Origin of the sequence: Roseibium sediminis, assembly GCF_008711325.1 — a bacterium.
GTDB classification, from domain to species: domain Bacteria; phylum Pseudomonadota; class Alphaproteobacteria; order Rhizobiales; family Stappiaceae; genus Roseibium; species Roseibium sediminis.
Genome location: NZ_VXDB01000016.1, coordinates 21,304 through 41,262, shown reverse-complemented (window position 1 = coordinate 41,262; position 19,959 = coordinate 21,304). Strand labels below are relative to the sequence as shown.

Here is a 19,959-nt window from a genome sequence, read left to right as displayed (position 1 = left end):
CTTCGAATTGTAAATTTGAGCTTCCCTGTCTTTCTGTTTCTTTTCCCGATGTTATGAATTCCTTCACGGAAGTTGGGTAGCCTATCTGGGGCTGTTTTCGATTGTTCCATGCAATCGTTGCTGACTTTCTGAGACCTGTTCGGATTGGTGTGAATGTTGGGCGGAGTGATTTCCAGGGTCAGAAATGCATTTCAGAGGGTGTTTGTCAGGGCGACGGTCTATTCCGTGCTTGGGATGCTGGCATTCACGCTCACGCTGATATTCGTCAACTACTATTCTCAGGCCTCCAAGATTGAAGCGCGTCTGGAATCGTTTGCGCGGGACAAGGCGGACACCATCGCCGCGTCGGTCGCGCTGGATATTCCTTGGCTTCGGTCCGAGAGGGTCGAAACGATCCTCAACACCATTGCTGCAGATCCTGTGATCGCGGCAAAAGCTTATACGCTGGCTGGTCGTGAGTTCGCCTCGGACTGGAAGACTTTCAATGCCCCATCGGCAATTACCATTGAGCCATTAGCCGTGCGGGCTGCGGAGACGGGCGTCGCCCAAATCAAGAATGCCGAACAGTCGATGGTTTATGTCGCACCCGCCATTTCCAATGGGCGAGTGGTTGGAAGTGTGCTCATTCGGGTGTCGAAGCGGGAGTTACATGCACTTTTGAAGGAATTCGAAATCCAGAGTGCTGTCACCCTTCTGCTTGTTTTTGCCGTCTTTGTTCCGGTTATTGCAGTCCTCATGCACCGGGCAACTGCCGGGTTGAGTGAAATCGCCGAAACGGCCAAGGTGGCTTCGGAGGGGTTTCTTGATCTTGATGTGAACCTTTCGCGCCTTGCCCCCGGTGAGGTTGGCCAATTGCAAACGGTCTTCAAGAAACTGATGACCACGACCCGTCAGAGTGTTGCCGAAATCAGGCGCCATGTCTTTACCGATCGGATCACCGGGTTGCCAAATCGCACGCAGCTTGAAAAGGCGCTGGCAGATCGTGTTGGCGGAAAGAAGGGTGCGGAGGGCGTTGTTTTCTATATTGGCCTCGATCGCTTCAAGCTGATCAATGACATGCATGGATATCGCGTCGGCGACATGGTTCTGACCCATCTGGCCGAGCGGCTGTCGGAGATCACCGGGGCCTGTGCTGAACGCAATGCAGCCGCAGATCCCTTTGTGTCACGGTTCTCCGGTGACGAGTTTGTTGTGATCCTGTCGGGTGCGTTTTCCGACGACCAGATTGCCGAGATTTCTGACGAGTTGGTGGAGAAAATGGGCAGGTCTTTTCGGATCGAGCAGCATCTCTTCACGATCTCAGTCAGTATCGGGGTTGTGCAGTTCGCCAACACGGAACAGACCTCTACCGAAGTTCTGCAAAATGCCAACCTTGCCATGTACCGGGCCAAAAGTGCGGGCAGGGGCAGGCCTGTCTTCTACACACCTGCGCTTCGGGCCGAGGTGGTGGAGAAGGAATTCCTGGAATCTCGCCTTTCACATGCGTTGGAGAACAATTCGCTTGAGGTGCATTACCAGCCCAAGGTTGATATCCTGACCGAGAAGATATCCGGCGCGGAAGCCTTGCTGCGCTGGAATGATCCCGAACTCGGCAGCGTGTCCCCGCTGAAGTTCATTCCGGCGGCCGAGGAAACCGGCCTAATTGTTCCCATTGGCGAGTTCGTTCTGCAGAAGGCGCTGGAGGATATCGGCGCAACGCGTGAGCTCGGCTTCGACATTTCCGTTGCGGTCAACGTATCTCCTCTGCAGTTGCAGAGCCCGAGCTTTACCGATCGTATGCTCGGGATCATTGGCGAAAGCGGGTTCCCGACGCAGAAGCTCGAATTGGAAATCACTGAGTCCAGTTTGGTGGACTACACGCAGGCGATCATCGACAAAATCACCCCGATCAGGAACGAGGGGGTCAAATTCGCAATCGATGATTTCGGGACCGGGTATTCCTGCCTGAACAGCCTGACCAATCTTCCGTTCAACACGCTGAAGATCGATCGATCCTTTATTCGCGATTTGGCCACGAATGAGGATCGCCGAAAGATTACCGAGCTCATCCTTCTCATGGCGCGCCAGCTGAACATGGAAACGGTTTCGGAAGGTATCGAAACCGAGCTTCAGGCTGACTACATCAAGGTTTGGGGAGGACGTTACGGGCAAGGCTTCCTTTGGAGCAAGCCGATGCCCATTGCCGAGTTCCGGGAGTTGCTCGCCAGGGAGCGGATGGCTGAGTTGCAGGCAGACAGGCTGCCGGGAAAGTCAGCCAACGGCATCAGTTGATCCCTTCCACATCGCCTTGTGTTTCCGACAAACCGATCATGCTGCTGGACGCACATCCCCGATCGAATGGCGGATTGTGTCTGCAATATCTTCCATTTGACGTGCCAGCGGTGTGGTTCGGCGCCAGATCATGCCAATGGTCCGGTTCGGCTTGGGCTCCGAAAAAGCCGAAATCGAGACTTCAGCAGAGCGTGTTTCGATGGAAACGGCCATTTCCGGGATCAAGGTGACGCCCATGCCTGCCCCAACCATCTGGACCAGGGTTGCCAGCGAGTTTGCATCGAGCACTTCGCGGGTCGAGCCTTGGCCTATGTTGCAGTAGGCGAGGGCCTGATCGCGGAAACAGTGGCCTTCTTCCAGCAGCAGCAGGCGCATCTGGCGCAAGGTGTCAGGATCCGGCACCGGTTTGTTTGCGTCGGATATCGGGCGAACGAGAACGAAATTCTCCTCAAACAACGGTGCTTCGGTCAGACCGGGTTCCGAGACTGGCAGGGCAACGATGGCTGTATCCAGCTTGCCATTATCCAGCTCTGAAATCAGCGTGGGCGTGATCGTTTCCCGCACATGGATGTCCAGTCCCGGATAGTCGGTCTGCAGAGTCTGGATGATTGACGGCAGCAGATAGGGCGCAATGGTCGGGATGATGCCGATCCTCAGCCTGCCGACAAGCTTTCCGGACGAGGCGCGTGCAAGGTCTTCCAGTTCGTCAATTGATTTCAGGATTGCGCGGGCACGTTCCACAGCGACTTCCCCGAAAGGCGTCAGTCTCAGTTTGCGCGCGTTTCTTTCAAACAGGGGCGCACCAAGCAAAGTCTCCAATTCCTTGATCTGCATGGACAGGGCCGGTTGGGAAATTGCGCAGGTCTCTGCCGCTTGGCCGAAATGATTGAGCCGCGCCAGCGCGTCAAAATAGTGCAATTGTCTGATGGTGAGCGGTGTCATTAGATTATCTTATCATAAGGATCAGAAAATCAAAATTTACCTGATTGAAATCGGTTGCTAGTGTGAGTCTTGTCAAGGGAGGGGCGCCGTTTCCGTAAGGAAACGCGGCGTCCTTTGTTTGACTGGTTTTTTGTCCCGAACCGGTCCCGGTTCGGTGAAACAGTTTTTCGGGAGAATGTGATGGACGCGCCGAGCAGTGAAAAAGGTGTTTGCCCGTTTGGGGCCAAACTGAAAGTGACGAACAGGGACTGGTGGCCGACCCAGCTCAATCTGCGCATCCTGCGTCAGAACTCCTCCCTTTCGGACCCGATGGGCACCGGCTTCAACTACCGCGAAGAGTTCAAGAAACTCGATCTGGAGGCCGTGCAGAAGGACCTCTATGCGCTGATGACCGATTCCCAGGATTGGTGGCCGGCCGACTATGGCCACTACGGCGGTCTTTTCATCCGCATGGCCTGGCACAGCGCCGGTACCTATCGTACCGCAGACGGTCGTGGCGGCGGCGGAACGGGCACTCAGCGCTTTGCACCGCTCAACAGCTGGCCGGACAACGGCAACCTCGACAAGGCGCGCCGTCTGCTTTGGCCGATCAAGAAGAAGTATGGCAGCAAGCTGTCCTGGGCCGACCTGATGATCCTCGCCGGCAACGCCGCGATTGAATCGATGGGCGGCAAGACCTTCGGCTTTGCCGGTGGTCGTGCAGATATCTGGGAGCCGGAAGAAGACGTCTATTGGGGCTCCGAGACAGAGTGGCTGCAGGAGAGCAACAATCCGAATAGCCGCTATCAGGGTGAGCGCGACCTGAAGACTGGTGATTCCGGCGCTTCCAAGCTGGAAAATCCGCTGGCAGCCGTGCAGATGGGTCTCATCTATGTGAACCCGGAAGGTCCGGACGGTCAGCCCGATATTCTCGCTTCCGGCCGCGACATTCGCGAAACTTTTGCCCGTATGGCCATGAATGACGAAGAAACCGTCGCTCTGGTTGCTGGCGGTCACACCTTCGGCAAGGCGCATGGTGCTGGCGACCCGGCACTTGTTGGTCCGGAGCCGGAAGCAGCTCCGCTGGAAGCGATGGGCTTTGGCTGGATCAACGGCCATGGCACCGGCAAGGGCGATGACACGACCACCAGTGGCATTGAAGGTGCGTGGACCGCGAACCCGACCCAGTGGGACAATGGCTATTTCGACCTTCTGTTCGGCTACGACTGGAACCTGACCAAGAGCCCGTCCGGCGCATGGATCTGGGAACCGGTTGGCGTCAAGGATGAGGACATGGCGCCGGCGGCGCACGATCCGTCCAAGAAGGTCAAGACCATGATGACTACGGCCGACATGGCCATGCGCATGGACCCGATCTATGGCGAGATTTCCCGCCGCTTCCATGCAAATCCGGACCAGTTCCAGGATGCGTTTGCACGGGCATGGTTCAAGCTCACGCATCGCGACATGGGTCCGCGTTCCCGCTATCTCGGTTCTCTCGCTCCGAGCGAAGAGCTGCTCTGGCAGGATCCGGTCCCGGCAGTCACCCACGAACTGGTCAATGATCAGGATGTGGCGGCTCTGAAGGCAAAGATAGTGGCGTCCGGTCTGTCCGTTTCCGAGCTCGTCTCGACTGCTTGGGCGTCTGCATCGACCTTCCGTGGGTCCGACATGCGTGGTGGTGCAAATGGCGCACGTGTCCGCCTTGCTCCGCAAAAGGACTGGCAGGTCAACAACCCGGCCCAGCTCTCCAAGGTTCTGGGTGTGCTGGAAGGCATTCGTGCCGACTTCAACGGCGCCCAGTCCGGTGGCAAGCAGGTGTCCATTGCCGACCTGATCGTTCTGGCGGGCAATGCCGGGATCGAAAAGGCTGCAAAAGATGCAGGTCACGACGTAACCGTGCCGTTCACACCGGGCCGCGGCGATGCAACTGCCGAGCAGACGGATGTGGAATCGGTTGGCGTGCTTGAGCCGCAGGCAGATGGTTTCCGGAACTACCAGAAGACCAAATACACCCTGCGAGCTGAAGAACTGCTGGTCGACAAGGCACATTTGTTGACGCTGACTGCACCGGAAATGACCGTGCTGATCGGCGGCATGCGTGCCCTTGACACCAACTGGGATGGGTCCAAGCTCGGCGTTCTGACGAACCGTCCGGGCCAGCTGACAAACGACTTCTTCGTCAACATTCTGGATATGGCGACCGAATGGAAGTCCGTGTCTGAAGGCGAAGATGTGTTCGAAGGCCGTGATCGGGCTTCGGGCAAGGTCAAGTGGACAGGAACACGCGTAGACCTCGTATTCGGTTCGAACTCCGAACTGCGTGCCCTGTCTGAAGTTTATGCAAGTGACGATGCAGGCGGCAAGTTTGTATCCGACTTCGTTGCTGCATGGACCAAGGTCATGAACGCAGACCGGTTTGATCTGCAAGCCTGATCAGACGGAAGCTTGATTTGAACATCAGCGCCCCGGCCAAAACCGGGGCGTTTTTCTTTTCAAGAAACTCAGAGGCTGACGAACCACTGGATGATGAAGGCGTTGGCGAGGTCCACGAAGAACGCCGAAATCAATGGCAGGATGATGAAGGCAAGCGGCGAGGGGCCGTAGCGCTGGGTGACAGCGGTCATGTTGGCAATAGCCGTCGGCGTCGCGCCAAGGGAAAAGCCTGCAAAACCGGCCGATAGAACTGCCGCAAAATAATTCCGGCCCATGATCGGGAACACGACGAAGATGATGAACACGGCGGCGACGGCGGCCTGCATCACGATGGTTGTGGTTAGCACGCCTGCGCTGGAAGCCAGTGTCCAGAGTTCCATGCTCATCAGGGACATGGCGAGGAACACGCTCAGACTGAATTCCTGAATGAGCGCCATTGAAGCCGAGCGGGCCGGCCATTCGATCGCGGTGAAGAAATGCGGCACGGTGTTGGACAGGACGATGCCTGTCAGCAGGCAGGGGACAAACAGCGGCAACATGATACCGGCGCTGCTGAGGGCGCTGTGGATCGAATACCCTATGGCGATGGCTATGTGAATCCACAACACAGACCGCAAGATACCATTGTTGGATATCGGGTCCTTTGCCGTGACCGCATCATGATCGACGGGGGAGTCGTCCTCAAGCTTATTCTGTTTAAGGAGATCCTTGCGCTCAACCAGAAAACGGGCAATCGGACCGCCCAGCAAACTCGCTACAATCAAGCCCATTGTAGCCGTGGCTATGCCCAGTTCTGCGGCGCCAGCGACCCCATATTCATTTTGCAGAACAGGGCCCCAGGCAATCGCTGTTCCATGTCCCCCTATCAGTGACGCTGTTCCGAGCATCGCACCCGCCTCAAGCGGGATGTCCCACAAGAACGCATTTAAGGCGCCGACGGCGTTCTGCAGGAACATGCAAACAATGGTGAGGACTAGCAGGATCGCAAGCAAGGGGCCCCCCTTGACGAGGTCTGCTATGCGGGCGTTAAGCCCAACGGAGGTGAAGAAGTAGACCAGCAACATGTCGCGCGCGGCAAGGTCGAAGGAGACACTACGCCCGGTCACGAGCACGACACCGAGAAAGAAAAGTGCAGTCAGAAGACCGCCGGATACAGGTTCGGGTATGGAATAATTTCGAAGGACCGCAATTTTTTCGTTCAGGCGCGTGCCGACAAGATAAACGACTATGCCAAGTGTCAGCGCACCAAAAGCATCAATTTCAAAACCCATTGGAAGCCTCTCTGACAAAAGGAACAATTTCAAAACCGGTACGGTATCAGTTACTGATCAGTTCTTTTCATGCAACATTACTATGGAAATTCGGGTCCTTTATGTGCCTGCCTCTGAAAGCGGAAGTCGCATTTTCTCCAAAGGAGCGGGTGCGTCGGGCTTGAAAAAAATCATCAAACCCGGCAAGGATGATGACACGGTTCCGCCAAGCAAAAGCAAGGGTGGATTAAATGGGAACACGGTGAGGCGTACCCAAAAGGGACCAAGACCGTGGCTGCCCCCGCAACTGTAAGCGGAGAGTGACGCCCGAAATGCCACTGGCTGGACAAGCCGGGAAGGCGGGCGGAGCCAGGACCCGCGAGCCAGGAGACCTGCCGTAAACGACGCCTCTCTTGCAGATGGCAATCTGAAACGACCTCGCGCACGGTGGGTGCGCAAAGGAGTAATGAAATGCATATTGAACCGGGCATTGTTGACGGCGCAAAGATGGCGCTTTCCTACGGCACAGGAATTGCCGCTGCCGGTCTCATCGGAAAGATGTGCCTCGACACCTTTCGCAAGGATGGTGGGGTAGTCGGTCTTGCTGCCCGCAGCGTGATTGCGACTGCCGCTGTCTTCTCGTTTTTTGAGCTGCTGCCGCATTATCCGGTCGGGGTTTCCGAAGTTCACTTCATCCTTGGCTCGACGCTGTTTCTTGTTCTTGGCGCCGGACCGGCGGCTGTCGGGCTGGCCCTTGGCCTTTTGATGCAGGGGCTGCTTGTGGCTCCGTTCGATCTGCCGCAATTCGGTATCAACCTGACCACGCTGATCGTTCCGCTCTATGCCGTCAGCCTTCTGGCAAACAAGATCATCCCGACCAAGACGGCTTACAAGGACGTGTCCTACGCACAGGCGCTGGCGCTTTCGACCACCTATCAGGGCGGTATCGTGGCCTGGGTCGCCTTCTGGGCCTTCTACGGTCAGGGCTTTGGTGCGGAGAACATGGTTTCCGTCGGCTCCTTCGGCGCAGCCTACATGCTGGTTGTTCTGGGTGAACCGCTTCTGGATCTTGCTGTGCTTGCCGGTGCCAAGACGCTTGCTCCGCTGGCTGACAGCCCGCTCTTCACCAACCGCCTGCACCACGCTGCAGCCTGAGCAATTCATCATTCGAAATGAAAAGGGCGGCCGATTGGCCGCCTTTTTTTGTTTCTTTATGAAGTGCCTTATGATGATGTGGTGCCCCATCGAACCAGCTGTGTTGTGAAATTCTTTTCAGCTTCTTAATTTTACTGCCTCTTGCCAAGCTATGTCATTGACTGGCAAATCTTTTCTGATCAATGCCGTTCTGACCGATGAAAAAGCTGGAAATACTCTAATTGCTGATTTTACGTTCCGCAGCGAATGTCGGCTTTCGACAAGCGGTCAGGAATTTGTGCTGGATGAGAATTATCATTGAGCCGGAGAAGCTGGTCTGACCCTAACAAGTGGAGACTGCGCCATCCAGTCCTGCGCTGTATTTATCAGATGCCTTGACCCGTCCAAATAGATGGTTTTGTCGTCAACCGCCAGCTTCACACCCACATCCCCCAACCAAAGCGTAATCAAATTTGCGAGCGTTGCCGTGAGGTAGACATCAACCTCATGACCAGGGTCCTCGGCGCATAGGTCGACTACATCGCCATTTGCAATCACCCACCATGAATTGAGATCAGCGCGGTCGGATATTTGCACAAGGATTACGGTTTCTCCGTCCGGTAAGCTTTCTGTATTAAGTGTGCGGTGAAAATCCCACATAAATCCGCCAACATCACAATCCTGTGCCGCGATGCTGCGTTTGCGCCACCGCATGCCCCAGACGGCCATATTCTCGATGATAGGCCCAAGTTCTCGGCCAGAGCGCGTCAGCTTATATTCGGTCGCCTGTCCGGCCGGCGCCGCCTTACGAATTATGATCTCAGCCGCTTCCAATGTCTTGAGCCGTTTGCTCAAGATCGAAGGCGATATTCTTGGAATGGCCTTTTGAAACCGGCCGAACCGTGTCGTTCCTAAGAACATTTCGCGCAGCAATAACAAGGTCCACTTGTCCCCCAGTAGGTCTGCGGATGCCATTGCTGGGCAGAGGCTGCCTGATACGTTCGTCATTTTATTGTTCATTTCATAAGCATACTGTTTCGAAGGGCTGCATGACTACTACGGATTTTGTAGTGGTTTAGTATAAAATGTGAAGTATCTCCCACCGCTCCATCCTCTTATCATTATGCGAAGCTTGGGTTTTTCAAGTGATTTTGCAATGAAAGGAGCTCGCAATGGGGCGCTCAATTACATTCATTTATGGCATCGCTGCCTACGCCATTTTTCTGGCGACGTTCCTGTATTCCATCGGATTTGTTGGCAACATTCTGGTGCCAAAATCCATTGATGCCGGCGCCCAAGGGCCGTTCGCGATTTCAATTGTGATTAATCTGACGCTGCTTTCTGTCTTTGCGCTTCAACATAGCATCATGGCACGTCCCGCTTTCAAACGCATCTGGACAAAAATAATTCCCAAGGCTGCTGAACGCAGCACATACATTCTGACGACATGCGTTGCGTTGATCCTAATCTTTGCGTTCTGGCAACCGCTTGCGACCCCGATTTGGGATGTCAGTAATACAATTTTTGGAATGGTGTTGACCGTGCTTTTTGGGATCGGCTGGCTGGTTGTTTTGGTATCAACCTTCACGATCGACCATTTTGATCTGTTTGGCCTAAAGCAAATTTACGCGAACCTGAAAGAGCGCGACGCGACGCAACCGGGTTTCGTCAGGGTTGGTCTGTATAGATTCGTACGACATCCCATTATGACAGGGTTTCTGATCGCCTTTTGGGCAGCGCCTACCATGTCAGTCGGGCATCTTTTGTTCGCGTTGGTGACCACAGGTTACATCTTCATAGCTGTGCGGCATCTCGAAGAAAAGGACCTGATAGCCGAGATTGGTGATGACTATCGCGCATATCAGCGTGAGGTCCCTGCGTTTGTTCCCGGACTTGGCTGGGGGCGGTAAAATGGCACTGGATCCCAAATACCTGAGCCACATCCATTCATTCGCAGAAGGGCGGCCGACCAATATTTTTGACCGGCAATTGCCATTGCGCAAGCACTACCATGACATGCCGGATGCTGCGTGGGTGTGTGATCATGCAAGAACAGTTGATACTCAGATTCCCGCTGATCACCCAATCCATGGGCATGTCGTTTGCGGCGAAGCCATACCGGTGGATATTCCCGTTTCTGTTCACGAGGCCGTTGGAGGCGAAAGCGATTTTCCGTGTCCCGGTGAACTCCTGGCTGCGGCGTTGGCAAGCTGTCTTGATACGGCCATCCGCATAATTGCGAACCTCAAGGAGATAAAGCTGAGCCACCTTGAAGTGCAGGTTAGTCTTGGTGCGGACGTCCGTGGGGCGCTGATGACAGGTGAAGGTGTGCCTGTTGGGTTTCAAAACGCGCACATGAAGGTCGATCTGAAAACGGAGTGTGATCTGTCGGAGCCGCATCTGAACGGGCTGATCGATGCCGCAGAACGGAGCTGCGTTATTCTGCAAACTCTTCGCGCCCCGCCTACGGTGACAATCGAACGATGCCTTGGTGACTTCGTTAAGCCAGCGGTCGGTTAAAGCCGAAATGAGCAACTTTCCTAAAGCCGGCTTTTGGAGTCCTTTGGTAAACTGCAGGTTTGTCCGCTATATATCGTTTGTCATTCCTGAAGTCTGTCAGGCTCGCAGGTGTGCCCACCGCTTGTAGCGATTGAGATAGGCTGCTGTGTAGGAGCAGACAGGGCGAACCTTTCTGCCGCTTGCCTCGATCTCTTCCAGCACCCGTTCCATAAGGCGGCCGCCCAGTCCCTTGCCACGCATGTTGGCCGGGACTTCCGAATGCATAAGGCTGAGGATGTGCCCGTTGCGGTGATACTCGAGCCGTCCCGTGCCGCCTTCTGCAAATTCCACCAGATAGGTCTGCCGTGCTTCGTCATGCAGGACCCTGTCATCTTGCGGGGATGGGATAGTGGCGCTGCCGGTAACGAGGCCATCTATCAGGGCAATGCCCGAGCGCAGACCCAGCCGATAGTCGTTATGGGCGACGCGCCCGTCCGGCGAGATCACGACGAACCATGGCGTTCCACCGGTTCGATAGGCCTTGATCGTGTCCGGTCTCTGCCCTTCGTCCTGCGCAATCGGCAGGTCAATGCCATAATCTTCCAGCATATCCAGCCGACGCTCGGGACCGTTGGCACCAAATCCTTCGAACACGGTCTGCACGGCGGCAAAGACAACTTCGCTGTTGCCCTTGTAGTGGTCCATCAGGTGCTTGAGCACCGGAAACCCGTGGCTGTGACAGCTGGGGCACCAGGCTTGAAAGAAAAACAGCACACGGACCTTGCCATCGCGATTGGCAAGCGTGAACGGGGCCACTACACCGGAGGCTGTCACCCAGTCCTTCAAATGAAGCTCTGGAGCTTCGTGTCCCAGAATCCCGAATTGCATGGTTTGCCCCTTTTCGTAACGTCTTCAGACGGATCTAGATAATGCCGAGTTGGCCATATTGCATCGCGGCTCACGCAATCGGGATCACTCGTTACTGCCAATGCGGGGGGCGGAGGCGCAAGGCGAGGGGGCCGCTTTGCGCCTGTCTGGAGCATTTCCCGGCGAAGTGAATGCCGGTTTGCCGTCATAAACCGCGCCACGTCAACTATTCAGAGCACATCACGTGTTTCACTGGATACGAGACGTGCTCTGAGGGGTGAAGATCGGCTCACCCGAAAATCGAGTTTTTCACGTATGGCACTGCGAACTTGAGGAAATCGACAAAGTCGTTTGTCGTGTCCTCCTTGCCGTAGCCGATCCGTTCAAGCTCTTCCAGCGCATAAGTCGGGATATGGCTTGTGAAGGGGTCTGCCTGCAGGAAGGGGAGGGTTCCGGCCAACGCGCCGACGCCGTCTGTCGAGACGAAATAGGTTTTGCCGATCAGGTCTCCGGTTGGAGTTTGCTGTGTATTCTGGCGGTCGAGGTCGGTGACGAAATTTCCCTGAGCGGCGAAATTGGTGATGGTGCTGCCGTTGGCATCGGGATTGCGGGCAAGGATCTCCTGCCGGATCGCCGGAGAGAGGCCGGGAGGATCAAAACTGGTTGCCGGAAGCCCGGTAGATAGGCCTGCAGCAGTCGACAACGCGCCGCCGAGACTGTGACCGGTGAAGCTCAGGTTCGAGCCGTATTCCTGCTTGGCAGCCTTTGCCAGATCCATGGCCTGACGCACCTGATCCGGAACGCGGGACTGGCTGAAGAGCTTCGCGTCGGTCACGACATCGGCGAGGTTGATGCCTGCATCCGTGCCGCGATAGGCAACGACGGTCTCGCCGGTGGACTTGTTGCGATAGATTGAGGAATTGAAGCCGGTCTTGAAGTCATTGAGCGGAACACCGCCGACTTGCGACACGTCGAGCTTCTGCCAATCCTTGGGCACGAAGGAGTTCACGCCATAGGCACCCGCGGACAGCCTGAGCCTTTCCGCACCATGCCGGGCAGCGTCTTGCGGGATATCGCTGGCAGGAACCTGTGGGCCAAAACTGTTGGTGATCCGCGTTTTCAGGGCATTGCCAATATATCCGAGCGGGTTCTGACTGGCAGAACTGCGCGCAGTGGAGGCCGTGTTGGTGCTCGGTTTTGTGCCCGTGCGGGCATTGGTCAGTGCTGCCTGAAACCGGGCGGCCTTGTCCGTTGTTCCGGCCTTTCCAGCTGGCTGGTTCGCTGTAATCCTCATGCTTTTGCTCCCCCATTAATTCGATGAAACATCAATCTCGAAATAAAGATTCCCTTTACGTAAAGTGGAAGACTTGCATGGAGGATTTATGGGTGCAAGAAAAAAGTTAACGTTTCGGTAACCATGTTTTTCCGGTCATGCCCTGATGGTCGGCATGAAAAAGGGCGGCCAGTTGGCCGCCCCTTGTAGTCTTTGATCGGTGTTCTGGATCAGCCGATGACAGCGTTCAGCGTTGCGCTCGGGCGCATCACGGCGTCGGTCTTGGTGTCGTCGGAACGGTAGTAGCCGCCGAGGTCCGCTGCATTGCCCTGAACGCCGTTCAATTCGCCTACGATCTTGTCTTCGTTGGCAGTGAGGCTCTCGGCGATCGGTGCAAAATGCGCCTTGAGGTCCGCGTCCTTGTCCTGTGCGGCAAGGTTCTGGGCCCAGTAGAGAGCGATGTAGAAGTGGCTGCCACGGTTGTCGAGACCACCGACGCGGCGGCTCGGGGACTTGTCGTTGTCGAGCAGCTTTTCAATCGCGTTGTCCAGCGTTTCGGCCAGAACAGACGCCTTGGCGTTGCCTTTTACGTTCGCCAGATGCTCAAGCGACGCGCCAAGCGCGCAGAACTCGCCCAGCGAATCCCAGCGCAGGTAGTTTTCTTCCATCAGCTGCTGAACGTGTTTCGGGGCGGAGCCACCGGCACCGGTTTCAAACAGTCCGCCGCCATTCATCAGCGGCACGATGGACAGCATCTTGGCCGAGGTGCCGACTTCCAGGATCGGGTAAAGATCGGTCAGGTAGTCGCGCAATACGTTGCCGGTGATGGAGATCGTGTCGAGACCCTGTGCGATCCGCGCCGTGGTGTGCTTGGCCGCTTCCGTCGGGGCCATGATCTGCAGGTCCAGACCGGACGTGTCATGCTCCGGCAGATAGGCCTGAACCTTCTTGATCAGCTCCGCATCATGAGCGCGGGACTTGTCCAGCCAGAAGACGCCCGGCATGCCGGAGAGGCGGGCCCGGGTCACGCCGAGCTTCACCCAGTCGCGGATCGGTGCGTCCTTGGTGCGGCAGGCGCGCCAGATGTCGCCTTCTTCAACGTCGTGGGAAATCAGCGTGTTGCCAGCTGCATCCACAACGCGGATGGTGCCGTCGGCCGGGGCTTTGAAGGTCTGCGGGTGCGAGCCGTATTCCTCGGCCTTTTGCGCCATCAGGCCAACGTTCGGCACGGTGCCCATCTTGGACGGATCAAGCGCGCCGTTGGCCTTGCAGTGGTCGATGACTGCGGAATAGACGCCCGCATAGGATGAGTCCGGGATCACGCACTTGGTGTCGCCTTCCTTGCCGTCCGGGCCCCAGCCTTTGCCGCCTGCGCGGATGAGGGCAGGCATGGAGGCGTCGATGATGACGTCGGAGGAGACATGCAGGTTGGTGATGCCCTTGTCGGAGTTCACCATATACATGGCCGGGCCGTTGTTAAGCGCAGCCTTGATGTCGGCGGTGATTTCCGCGGCCTTGTCGGCAGGCAGCGTTGCGACCTTGGCTTCCAGATCGCCAATGCCGAGATCCGGGTTGACGCCGAGCTCTGCAAAAGTGGCTTCATGCTTGGCAAAGACGTCCTTCAGGAAGGCTTTCACGCAATGGCCGAAGATGATCGGGTCGGAGACCTTCATCATCGTTGCCTTCATGTGCAGGGAGAAGAGGATGCCTTCTTCCTTGGCGCTGGCGATTTCCTTTTCAAGGAAAGCGGACAGGGCCTTCACGCTCATGTAGGTGCCGTCGATCACGTCACCTTCGTCCAGCGCCCAGTCGCCTTTCAGGACGGATGCAGCGCCATCCTTGGCAACAAATTCGATCTTTGCCTTGCCGGCAGATGCGGCTGAAACGGTGACGGACTTTTCGTTGGCACGGAAATCGTTCTCGCCCATGGTGGCAACATGGGTCTTGGAGGTGGAAAGCCATTCCCCCATCGAATGCGGGTTCTTCTTGGCGTATTCCTTCACGGCCTTCGGCGCGCGGCGGTCGGAGTTGCCTTCGCGCAGGACCGGGTTCACGGCCGAGCCCTTGATCGCGTCGTAGCGCGCCTTGACGGACTTTTCCTCGTCCGTGGTTGCGTTGGCCGGGTAGTCCGGCAGCTTGTAACCCTGAGCCTGCAGTTCCTTGATTGCAGCGTTCAGCTGCGGCTGGGAAGCGGAAATGTTCGGCAGCTTGATGACATTGGCATCGGCCTCCTTCACCAGTTCGCCCAGCTCGGCAAGGTCGTCTGCCTGCTTCTGGGCGTCGGTCAGAACTTCCGGGAACTGGGAGATGATACGGCCAGCCAGCGAAATGTCCTTGGTGCCAACGGTAATCCCGGCTGCCTTGGTAAAGGCGCGGATGATCGGCAGCAGCGAAGCGCTTGCCAGTTGCGGCGCTTCATCCACCTTGGTGTAGATGATGTCGGGACGTGCGGTGTCGGCCATGTCTAATCAATTCCCTGTTCAGAGTCGGCGTCGAAACGGGCGTCTCGGGTACCCTTCCGACATAATCGCGAAGCTGTATACGACTGTACGCAATCTTTTACCAGTCAACCTTTGTCTGGCGGCGATGTTCTATCAAACCGGTGAGAAATGACAATCAGGGGAATTGGGGATGGGACTATTTCTCAGTGTGGCCATCACCAGGCCCGAGAGAGCCTGCTATCCACCTGATCAAGGAGATTAAATCCTGCAATGCTGCAACGAATGATATGCGTGGAGAGGGAACGGAATGGATCCCATGGTCATGCCATGGGATGACCCGCTCTGGAGCCGCACTCTCGTACGTCATCACCGGACTTGATCCGGTGATCAACACCGTAATGCTTCAGCTTGCACGGTCTGCGGATAGGGAGCGGAAGGGCTGCCATGATCAAGTCGGGCATGTCGAATAGAGCGAGGTTTGGCTCTTGCTCTGTGGGCCTTTGCGCGCTGCTTGAGCTGCAGATTGGTCCCGTTGGAGGACTGTGAGGCAGCTGTCGAACTTGCTGCGCCAAAGTTATCAAAAATTGGCTTTCAGCGTGAATTTTGCGCCGAGGCTGTTGACCTTTTCAGTGCTTAGGGTGTTGAAGGCATTGAGGTTGTACTTCAGTGTCTGGTTGCCAATGCGGGCGGGCAGGCCACCGAATATTCCGGCTGTGAAGGCAAGGCTTTGAGTGTCGCCGAGGTCGTTGTAGGCCGCTTCAAACTGGTAGCCGATCAGCCATTCGCTGGCCAAGAGCGTTTCTCCTACAAGTCCAAGTTTCAGGTCCACATCGGCGAAATTCTCGTCCTTGTCCTGGGAGCGCAGTCTGCGCTGGGTGAAACTGAATGTGCCGCCAACATATGGCTCGAAGCGAAAGTCCTTGAAGTTCAGCCCCTTCAAGCTGATTTGCTGGTCGAAGTAAAAATCCCACTCGTTCAGCCGGTCCTTTTCAACTTCTGCGCCGGGCTCGGTGTCATAGGCATCGCTTGTTTCATAAAGGGCCTGGGTGCCAAGCGAGGAAAAGGAAACTGCATTGCCGAATTGCTGGTGAAGCGTTGCCTGAATGAAGCCGCTCCAGCGGCTGGAATCGAATTTGCCCAGATGTTCATTGAGGGCAATGTTGGTCTCGAACCTGCCATAGGAGAGCGCGCCCTGGAACGAGAGCAATTCGTCCAGGATATGGGATCCATAGGCCGTCAGGCTGACGCCGTCTTTCTCCGCAGTCACCTTGCCAAGATCGTTCAGGGCGGTTTCATCAAACACATGCCGTTCATAGGTGCCGACAACGCCGAACATGGTGTTGGTTCCAAAATGCCTGTCGACACCGGTTGAAATGTAATAGGAGTTGAGGTCTTCGCCTGTTTCATAGCCGCCCGTTGCATAGACCGACAGTCCCAGCCTTTGCAGCAGCACAAGGTCGACATTGTCCGTGGCTTTGGTGCCCAGGGCCTTGTCGAAAGCAAGCAGCGGGATGGCGAGACGTTGATCGAAGAAACTGGCTCCAAAACTGAGCGAGCTCCCGTCGGCTCCCATGAAGAACTGGCCGCCATTGCCCTGTGCGATACTGCCGGTTGAATAGAGTCCATGCGCGCCGGTCATCCGGCTCCTGAACCGGTTCTGCACGATGTTTCGCACATGGCGGCTGCCGCGGTGGGCAGATTGCGCAAGAAGTCTGGCGCCGGATTGCTGCAACTGCCGCGAAACGATGTCCAGATCCATGGCGATGGAAAACACGCCTGCCTCAAACCGGCTGGTTGTCGTATTTCCGGTCTGGTCCCGCCCACCGGTTATCGCCACGTCGACCGATCCCAGTTTCTGATTGGCGTCGGCAACCGAATAGTTCTGCACAAAGGTCTGCCCGTCGACAAAGCCGTTCGAGGTTGCCGAAAGGGTGATCGCCGGATCGCCATTTGCCGAAGACAAGGCAACAGTGGGTAACACCCCGGTGTCCATGGCTTCCGAGAAGACAATGGTCAGCGCAAAGGAGCTGTCACCATCGCTGATCCTGGTCGTTGAAGGGGTGATGGACGTTATGGTAGGGGCGGTTGCATCCAGTGTCGTTGTTTGCCCGGTCGCTGCAAGGTTCGCGTTGCTTGCCGAATCCTGTGCCGCAGCCGAATTGACACCGACAACCACATCACCGGCGCCGTTGGGAGTTATCGTCGCCGTATAGACCGTTGGTCCTCCGGCGAAATTGGATGCCGTCGCGTTGGAGAGCGCCGCACTGATGTCGGAAAGATCGAACCCGCTAACGGCTTCCGAGAAGGTGAACGTTGCCGTGAATGCCGAGGCGCCGTTTGTCACTGCAGGAACGCCGGATATGGCTACTGTTGGGGCGGTTGCGTCATAGGTCACATTGACCACGTTCGACACGAGGTTGTCGTTGCTTGCGCCATCCTGAGCCGAGCCGGCCGGGATGGACAGCGTGATGTTGCCTGCGCCCGTGGGTGTTACGGTCAAGGTGTAGGTCGTACCGGACCCCGAGAGGCCGACGGTCGCGTTCGTGGCGGATATTTCGCCGGCGGTCAGGCCGGTCACGGTTTCGTTGAATGTTGCAGTTACCGGAAAAGGACTGGTCGAGTTGACCGCCGTTGGCGCTCCGCTCAGGGTTACCGTCGGAGGGTCTGAATCCACTGCAGCAGCCGTAAAGATGGACGTTGTCGCAGTCTGGCCGGAGAATGCGTATTCATAGGACCTTTCTACCCCGCCATACGTGCCAACAAAGCTAAAGCCCATATAGTTGTCGGTTGCGACCGTGCCATCCGCTCCATTCGAGGTGAAGCCGGAGACATTGGTCATGCCGCACGAGGCCAGATCGCTGAGCGAAATGGCGGTAAAGACAATCCGTGTATTTCCGGAGAACAAGGATCCGCCTGCGACATGGTCTCCGATGGAGGTCAACCTGATCCGTGCGGTGCCAATTGTGGTGTCCAGATCATAGTTGATATTGCAGGTCCCCATTGGGTGATTTTCACTAATGATCCCATCGAAACCGACGGCTGGACCGATCGGTGAAAACAGCGCGCAGCCAACTGCCGCAACCCCAACGCCAACTGACTTGACCCGCCTGAGTGGCATGCTTTTCACCTGCTAAAACATCATGACAATCTCAGGTTGCCTTAGGGGAAGTTAATCATCTGTTAAGCATGTTTTTTGCAGGTGAATTGAGCTGTTGATTTGTGTGATTAAGACCAGAAGTCCCTCTCTCGGGTTCAATTGATGATGCAATCAAGAATGTCACGTCGCATTGATAGATAAGGGTACGCGGTTTCTTTTCTTCCTCTGGGGAAGAAAGTGCGTGTCTTGGGAAGGGGCGTTTTCCTTGGAACCGACTGGCGACGTTGGCTGTCTGGAACAGTCCCGGTCATGGGCCGGGACTGCTGGCATGTTGAGTGTCAGGCAGCCTGAACGGCCATTTGCCTTCGGGACAGAACGCGAATGCGGCTGTCGAATTCGCCACGATCGACATAACATCCGCGCAGGTGTCGGAAGCCGGTGGAGGGGTCGAAGGCGGCGCGGCCATGCAGGGCGCGCCGATTGTCGAAGATGATCATTTCACCCGCCTCCAGCCGCGTGGTCATGACATAGGCCGGGTCGCGGCTCTTCTGCATCAGGGTCCGGTAAGCCTTGTAGTAGGCCTCCATCTTGTCCGAAGGCATGTCGAAGACAGCGGCGATATGCCCATTGAAGCGCAGCTCAACCAGCGAACCGTCTGCGTTCCGGTCGATCACGGTATGGTGCTTTCGAATGTCATAGTCGCCATCCTGAAAGCGGAAGGGGATCGGGGTTGTAGCCAGAAGCTCGAAAGCTTGCGGGTCTTCTGCCCGCAGATCTTCCGCGATTGCAAAGCCGTCTGCGAAAGTTGAGCCACCCCCGGTCGCCTCATTGGCCATGCAATGCAGGAACTGGAAACCGGGTACCAACTCCTGATTGGAAAGGTCTGTGTGCAGCGGGAGGGCGTGAGAGGTATAGGCGAGGTTGTTGGGGTCGGGCTTCGACATCACGTCAAAGGTGACGCCGAAATTGGTCTCGCGCAGGAAACCGATCCGCCGGGCCAACATCATGCCTGCCTCAGGATCATCGGCAAGGTCGGTGACGAGGGAAAGGCCTGTCCGCTTCGTCTCTATGAGGAAACTCAATAGGGCTTCGTCATTGCCCAAAAGTTCGGCAGCGGTGGCGGTTGGCAAATCGCCTTTCTTCGTCTCACCGCGCCAAAGCCGTAGTTCAACATCTGCCGGATCTTTCGTCGGCTGACCGGGGCGATGCGTCAACAGCCAGGGGAAGGTAAACCGGCTCTCCAGCGCCTCCGATTGCCAGGTGACCACAAGGTCTGTGCCGGAAATCTCCGCACTGGCTATTTCGATATCCGGGGAGATCGACGTGAGGTCGAATTCCCGTTCCAGAGTTTGGGGGTGAAAGCCGGAGGGACAATTGTCACGAAGAAAGAGCGCCGGATAGGTAGCAGCGTCTCCGGTATCAAAAACAAGGGTGAGGGCACGCCTGTCGGCGCGCAAGGTAAGCGTCGTCATGAAACATGATCCGTATTGCTTTGATGTCTAGACTGTGTGGGCGAATTGGCGGTGTATTTCGCCGGGAAATTCGTCCACACAGCCTGAGGTTCAAACATCAGGCAATACGGGGAGGCGGCCACCACCATTGGGCCTTGGCGAAAGGCAGTCCCTGATTTCGTCCAACGACAGCAATCATGCGCGCTAAGGGCCCGATTGGCGGACCTTGTCCGCTGGTGGAGTGTCTGTTTTGACGTTAGGTGAAATGAGCGAGCGTGCAAGTTTTTTGTGATGGGGAAGACCGAGACGCCAATGCGCA

General features: G+C 56.4%; 13 protein-coding genes and 1 riboswitch. Of the genes, 5 read left to right on the top strand and 8 right to left on the bottom strand.

The window, feature by feature from the left end; all coding sequences use genetic code 11:
• Positions 1-153 precede the first annotated feature (153 nt).
• The gene (locus F0155_RS16050) at positions 154-2,271 is read left to right on the top strand and encodes a putative bifunctional diguanylate cyclase/phosphodiesterase (RefSeq protein WP_150525560.1); all 2,118 of its coding nucleotides are present in this window, start codon (positions 154-156) and stop codon (positions 2,269-2,271) included.
• A gap of 36 nt (positions 2,272-2,307) precedes the next feature.
• Here the strand turns inward: F0155_RS16050 and F0155_RS16045 are convergent, their stop codons facing one another.
• Positions 2,308-3,213, bottom strand: coding sequence for a hydrogen peroxide-inducible genes activator (locus F0155_RS16045; protein ID WP_150525559.1), 906 nt, complete (start codon positions 3,211-3,213; stop codon positions 2,308-2,310).
• A 180-nt stretch (positions 3,214-3,393) separates the two neighbouring features.
• On the opposite strand from F0155_RS16045, the gene katG reads away from it, so the two are divergent.
• Entirely contained in the window at positions 3,394-5,628 is a 2,235-nt protein-coding gene (gene katG, locus F0155_RS16040) for a catalase/peroxidase HPI (protein ID WP_150525558.1), read from the top strand.
• Positions 5,629-5,696: 68 nt separating this feature from the next.
• Here katG and gltS read toward each other — a convergent pair whose 3' ends face one another.
• On the bottom strand, positions 5,697-6,899 hold the full coding sequence (gene gltS, locus F0155_RS16035) for a sodium/glutamate symporter (protein WP_150525557.1): 1,203 nt from the start codon (positions 6,897-6,899) through the stop codon (positions 5,697-5,699).
• A 184-nt stretch (positions 6,900-7,083) separates the two neighbouring features.
• Positions 7,084-7,292, top strand: a riboswitch (cobalamin riboswitch).
• A gap of 57 nt (positions 7,293-7,349) precedes the next feature.
• Between gltS and F0155_RS16030 the strand changes: the two genes are divergently transcribed.
• Positions 7,350-8,033, top strand: coding sequence for an energy-coupling factor ABC transporter permease (locus F0155_RS16030; RefSeq protein WP_150525556.1), 684 nt, complete (start codon positions 7,350-7,352; stop codon positions 8,031-8,033).
• A gap of 294 nt (positions 8,034-8,327) precedes the next feature.
• On the opposite strand, the gene F0155_RS16025 is transcribed toward F0155_RS16030, so the two are convergent.
• The gene (locus F0155_RS16025; RefSeq protein ID WP_161599822.1) at positions 8,328-9,020 is read right to left on the bottom strand and encodes a winged helix-turn-helix transcriptional regulator; all 693 of its coding nucleotides are present in this window, start codon (positions 9,018-9,020) and stop codon (positions 8,328-8,330) included.
• 164 nt (positions 9,021-9,184) lie between these two features.
• On the opposite strand from F0155_RS16025, the gene mddA reads away from it, so the two are divergent.
• Both mddA and F0155_RS16015 read left to right on the top strand, forming a co-directional pair.
• The gene (gene mddA, locus F0155_RS16020; RefSeq protein ID WP_150525554.1) at positions 9,185-9,922 is read left to right on the top strand and encodes a methanethiol S-methyltransferase; all 738 of its coding nucleotides are present in this window, start codon (positions 9,185-9,187) and stop codon (positions 9,920-9,922) included.
• Between the two features lies 1 nt (position 9,923).
• Positions 9,924-10,532 (top strand): OsmC family protein, encoded by a 609-nt coding sequence (locus F0155_RS16015; RefSeq protein ID WP_161599821.1) that lies wholly within the window; start codon positions 9,924-9,926, stop codon positions 10,530-10,532.
• Between the two features lie 96 nt (positions 10,533-10,628).
• Here the strand turns inward: F0155_RS16015 and F0155_RS16010 are convergent, their stop codons facing one another.
• The 5 genes from F0155_RS16010 to F0155_RS15990 all read right to left on the bottom strand — a co-directional run bounded on the left by F0155_RS16010 (position 10,629) and on the right by F0155_RS15990 (position 19,661).
• The gene (locus tag F0155_RS16010; protein ID WP_150525552.1) at positions 10,629-11,399 is read right to left on the bottom strand and encodes an N-acetyltransferase; all 771 of its coding nucleotides are present in this window, start codon (positions 11,397-11,399) and stop codon (positions 10,629-10,631) included.
• Positions 11,400-11,667: 268 nt separating this feature from the next.
• A complete protein-coding gene (locus F0155_RS16005) occupies positions 11,668-12,672 on the bottom strand; it encodes a Tle-like phospholipase domain-containing protein (RefSeq protein WP_150525551.1) in 1,005 nt (334 codons plus the stop codon).
• Positions 12,673-12,881: 209 nt separating this feature from the next.
• The gene (locus F0155_RS16000) at positions 12,882-15,113 is read right to left on the bottom strand and encodes an NADP-dependent isocitrate dehydrogenase (RefSeq protein WP_150525550.1); all 2,232 of its coding nucleotides are present in this window, start codon (positions 15,111-15,113) and stop codon (positions 12,882-12,884) included.
• A gap of 556 nt (positions 15,114-15,669) precedes the next feature.
• Positions 15,670-18,210: an Ig-like domain-containing protein gene (locus tag F0155_RS15995; protein WP_150525549.1), complete on the bottom strand. Its 2,541-nt coding sequence runs from the start codon at positions 18,208-18,210 to the stop codon at positions 15,670-15,672.
• A gap of 317 nt (positions 18,211-18,527) precedes the next feature.
• Complete coding sequence (locus F0155_RS15990) at positions 18,528-19,661, bottom strand: TauD/TfdA family dioxygenase (protein ID WP_150525548.1); 1,134 nt, start codon at positions 19,659-19,661, stop codon at positions 18,528-18,530.
• Positions 19,662-19,959: the final 298 nt, after the last annotated feature.

Coding starts and splice junctions, on each gene's coding strand:
- mddA (WP_150525554.1), top strand. CDS start 9,185: ATGGGGCGCTCAATTACATTCATTTATGGCATCGCTGCCTACGCCATT.
- F0155_RS16030 (WP_150525556.1), top strand. CDS start 7,350: ATGCATATTGAACCGGGCATTGTTGACGGCGCAAAGATGGCGCTTTCC.
- F0155_RS16010 (WP_150525552.1), bottom strand. CDS start 11,399: ATGCAATTCGGGATTCTGGGACACGAAGCTCCAGAGCTTCATTTGAAG.
- katG (WP_150525558.1), top strand. CDS start 3,394: ATGGACGCGCCGAGCAGTGAAAAAGGTGTTTGCCCGTTTGGGGCCAAA.
- F0155_RS16045 (WP_150525559.1), bottom strand. CDS start 3,213: ATGACACCGCTCACCATCAGACAATTGCACTATTTTGACGCGCTGGCG.
- F0155_RS15995 (WP_150525549.1), bottom strand. CDS start 18,210: ATGCCACTCAGGCGGGTCAAGTCAGTTGGCGTTGGGGTTGCGGCAGTT.
- F0155_RS16005 (WP_150525551.1), bottom strand. CDS start 12,672: ATGAGGATTACAGCGAACCAGCCAGCTGGAAAGGCCGGAACAACGGAC.
- F0155_RS16025 (WP_161599822.1), bottom strand. CDS start 9,020: ATGACGAACGTATCAGGCAGCCTCTGCCCAGCAATGGCATCCGCAGAC.
- gltS (WP_150525557.1), bottom strand. CDS start 6,899: ATGGGTTTTGAAATTGATGCTTTTGGTGCGCTGACACTTGGCATAGTC.
- F0155_RS15990 (WP_150525548.1), bottom strand. CDS start 19,661: ATGACGACGCTTACCTTGCGCGCCGACAGGCGTGCCCTCACCCTTGTT.
- F0155_RS16050 (WP_150525560.1), top strand. CDS start 154: ATGTTGGGCGGAGTGATTTCCAGGGTCAGAAATGCATTTCAGAGGGTG.
- F0155_RS16000 (WP_150525550.1), bottom strand. CDS start 15,113: ATGGCCGACACCGCACGTCCCGACATCATCTACACCAAGGTGGATGAA.
- F0155_RS16015 (WP_161599821.1), top strand. CDS start 9,924: ATGGCACTGGATCCCAAATACCTGAGCCACATCCATTCATTCGCAGAA.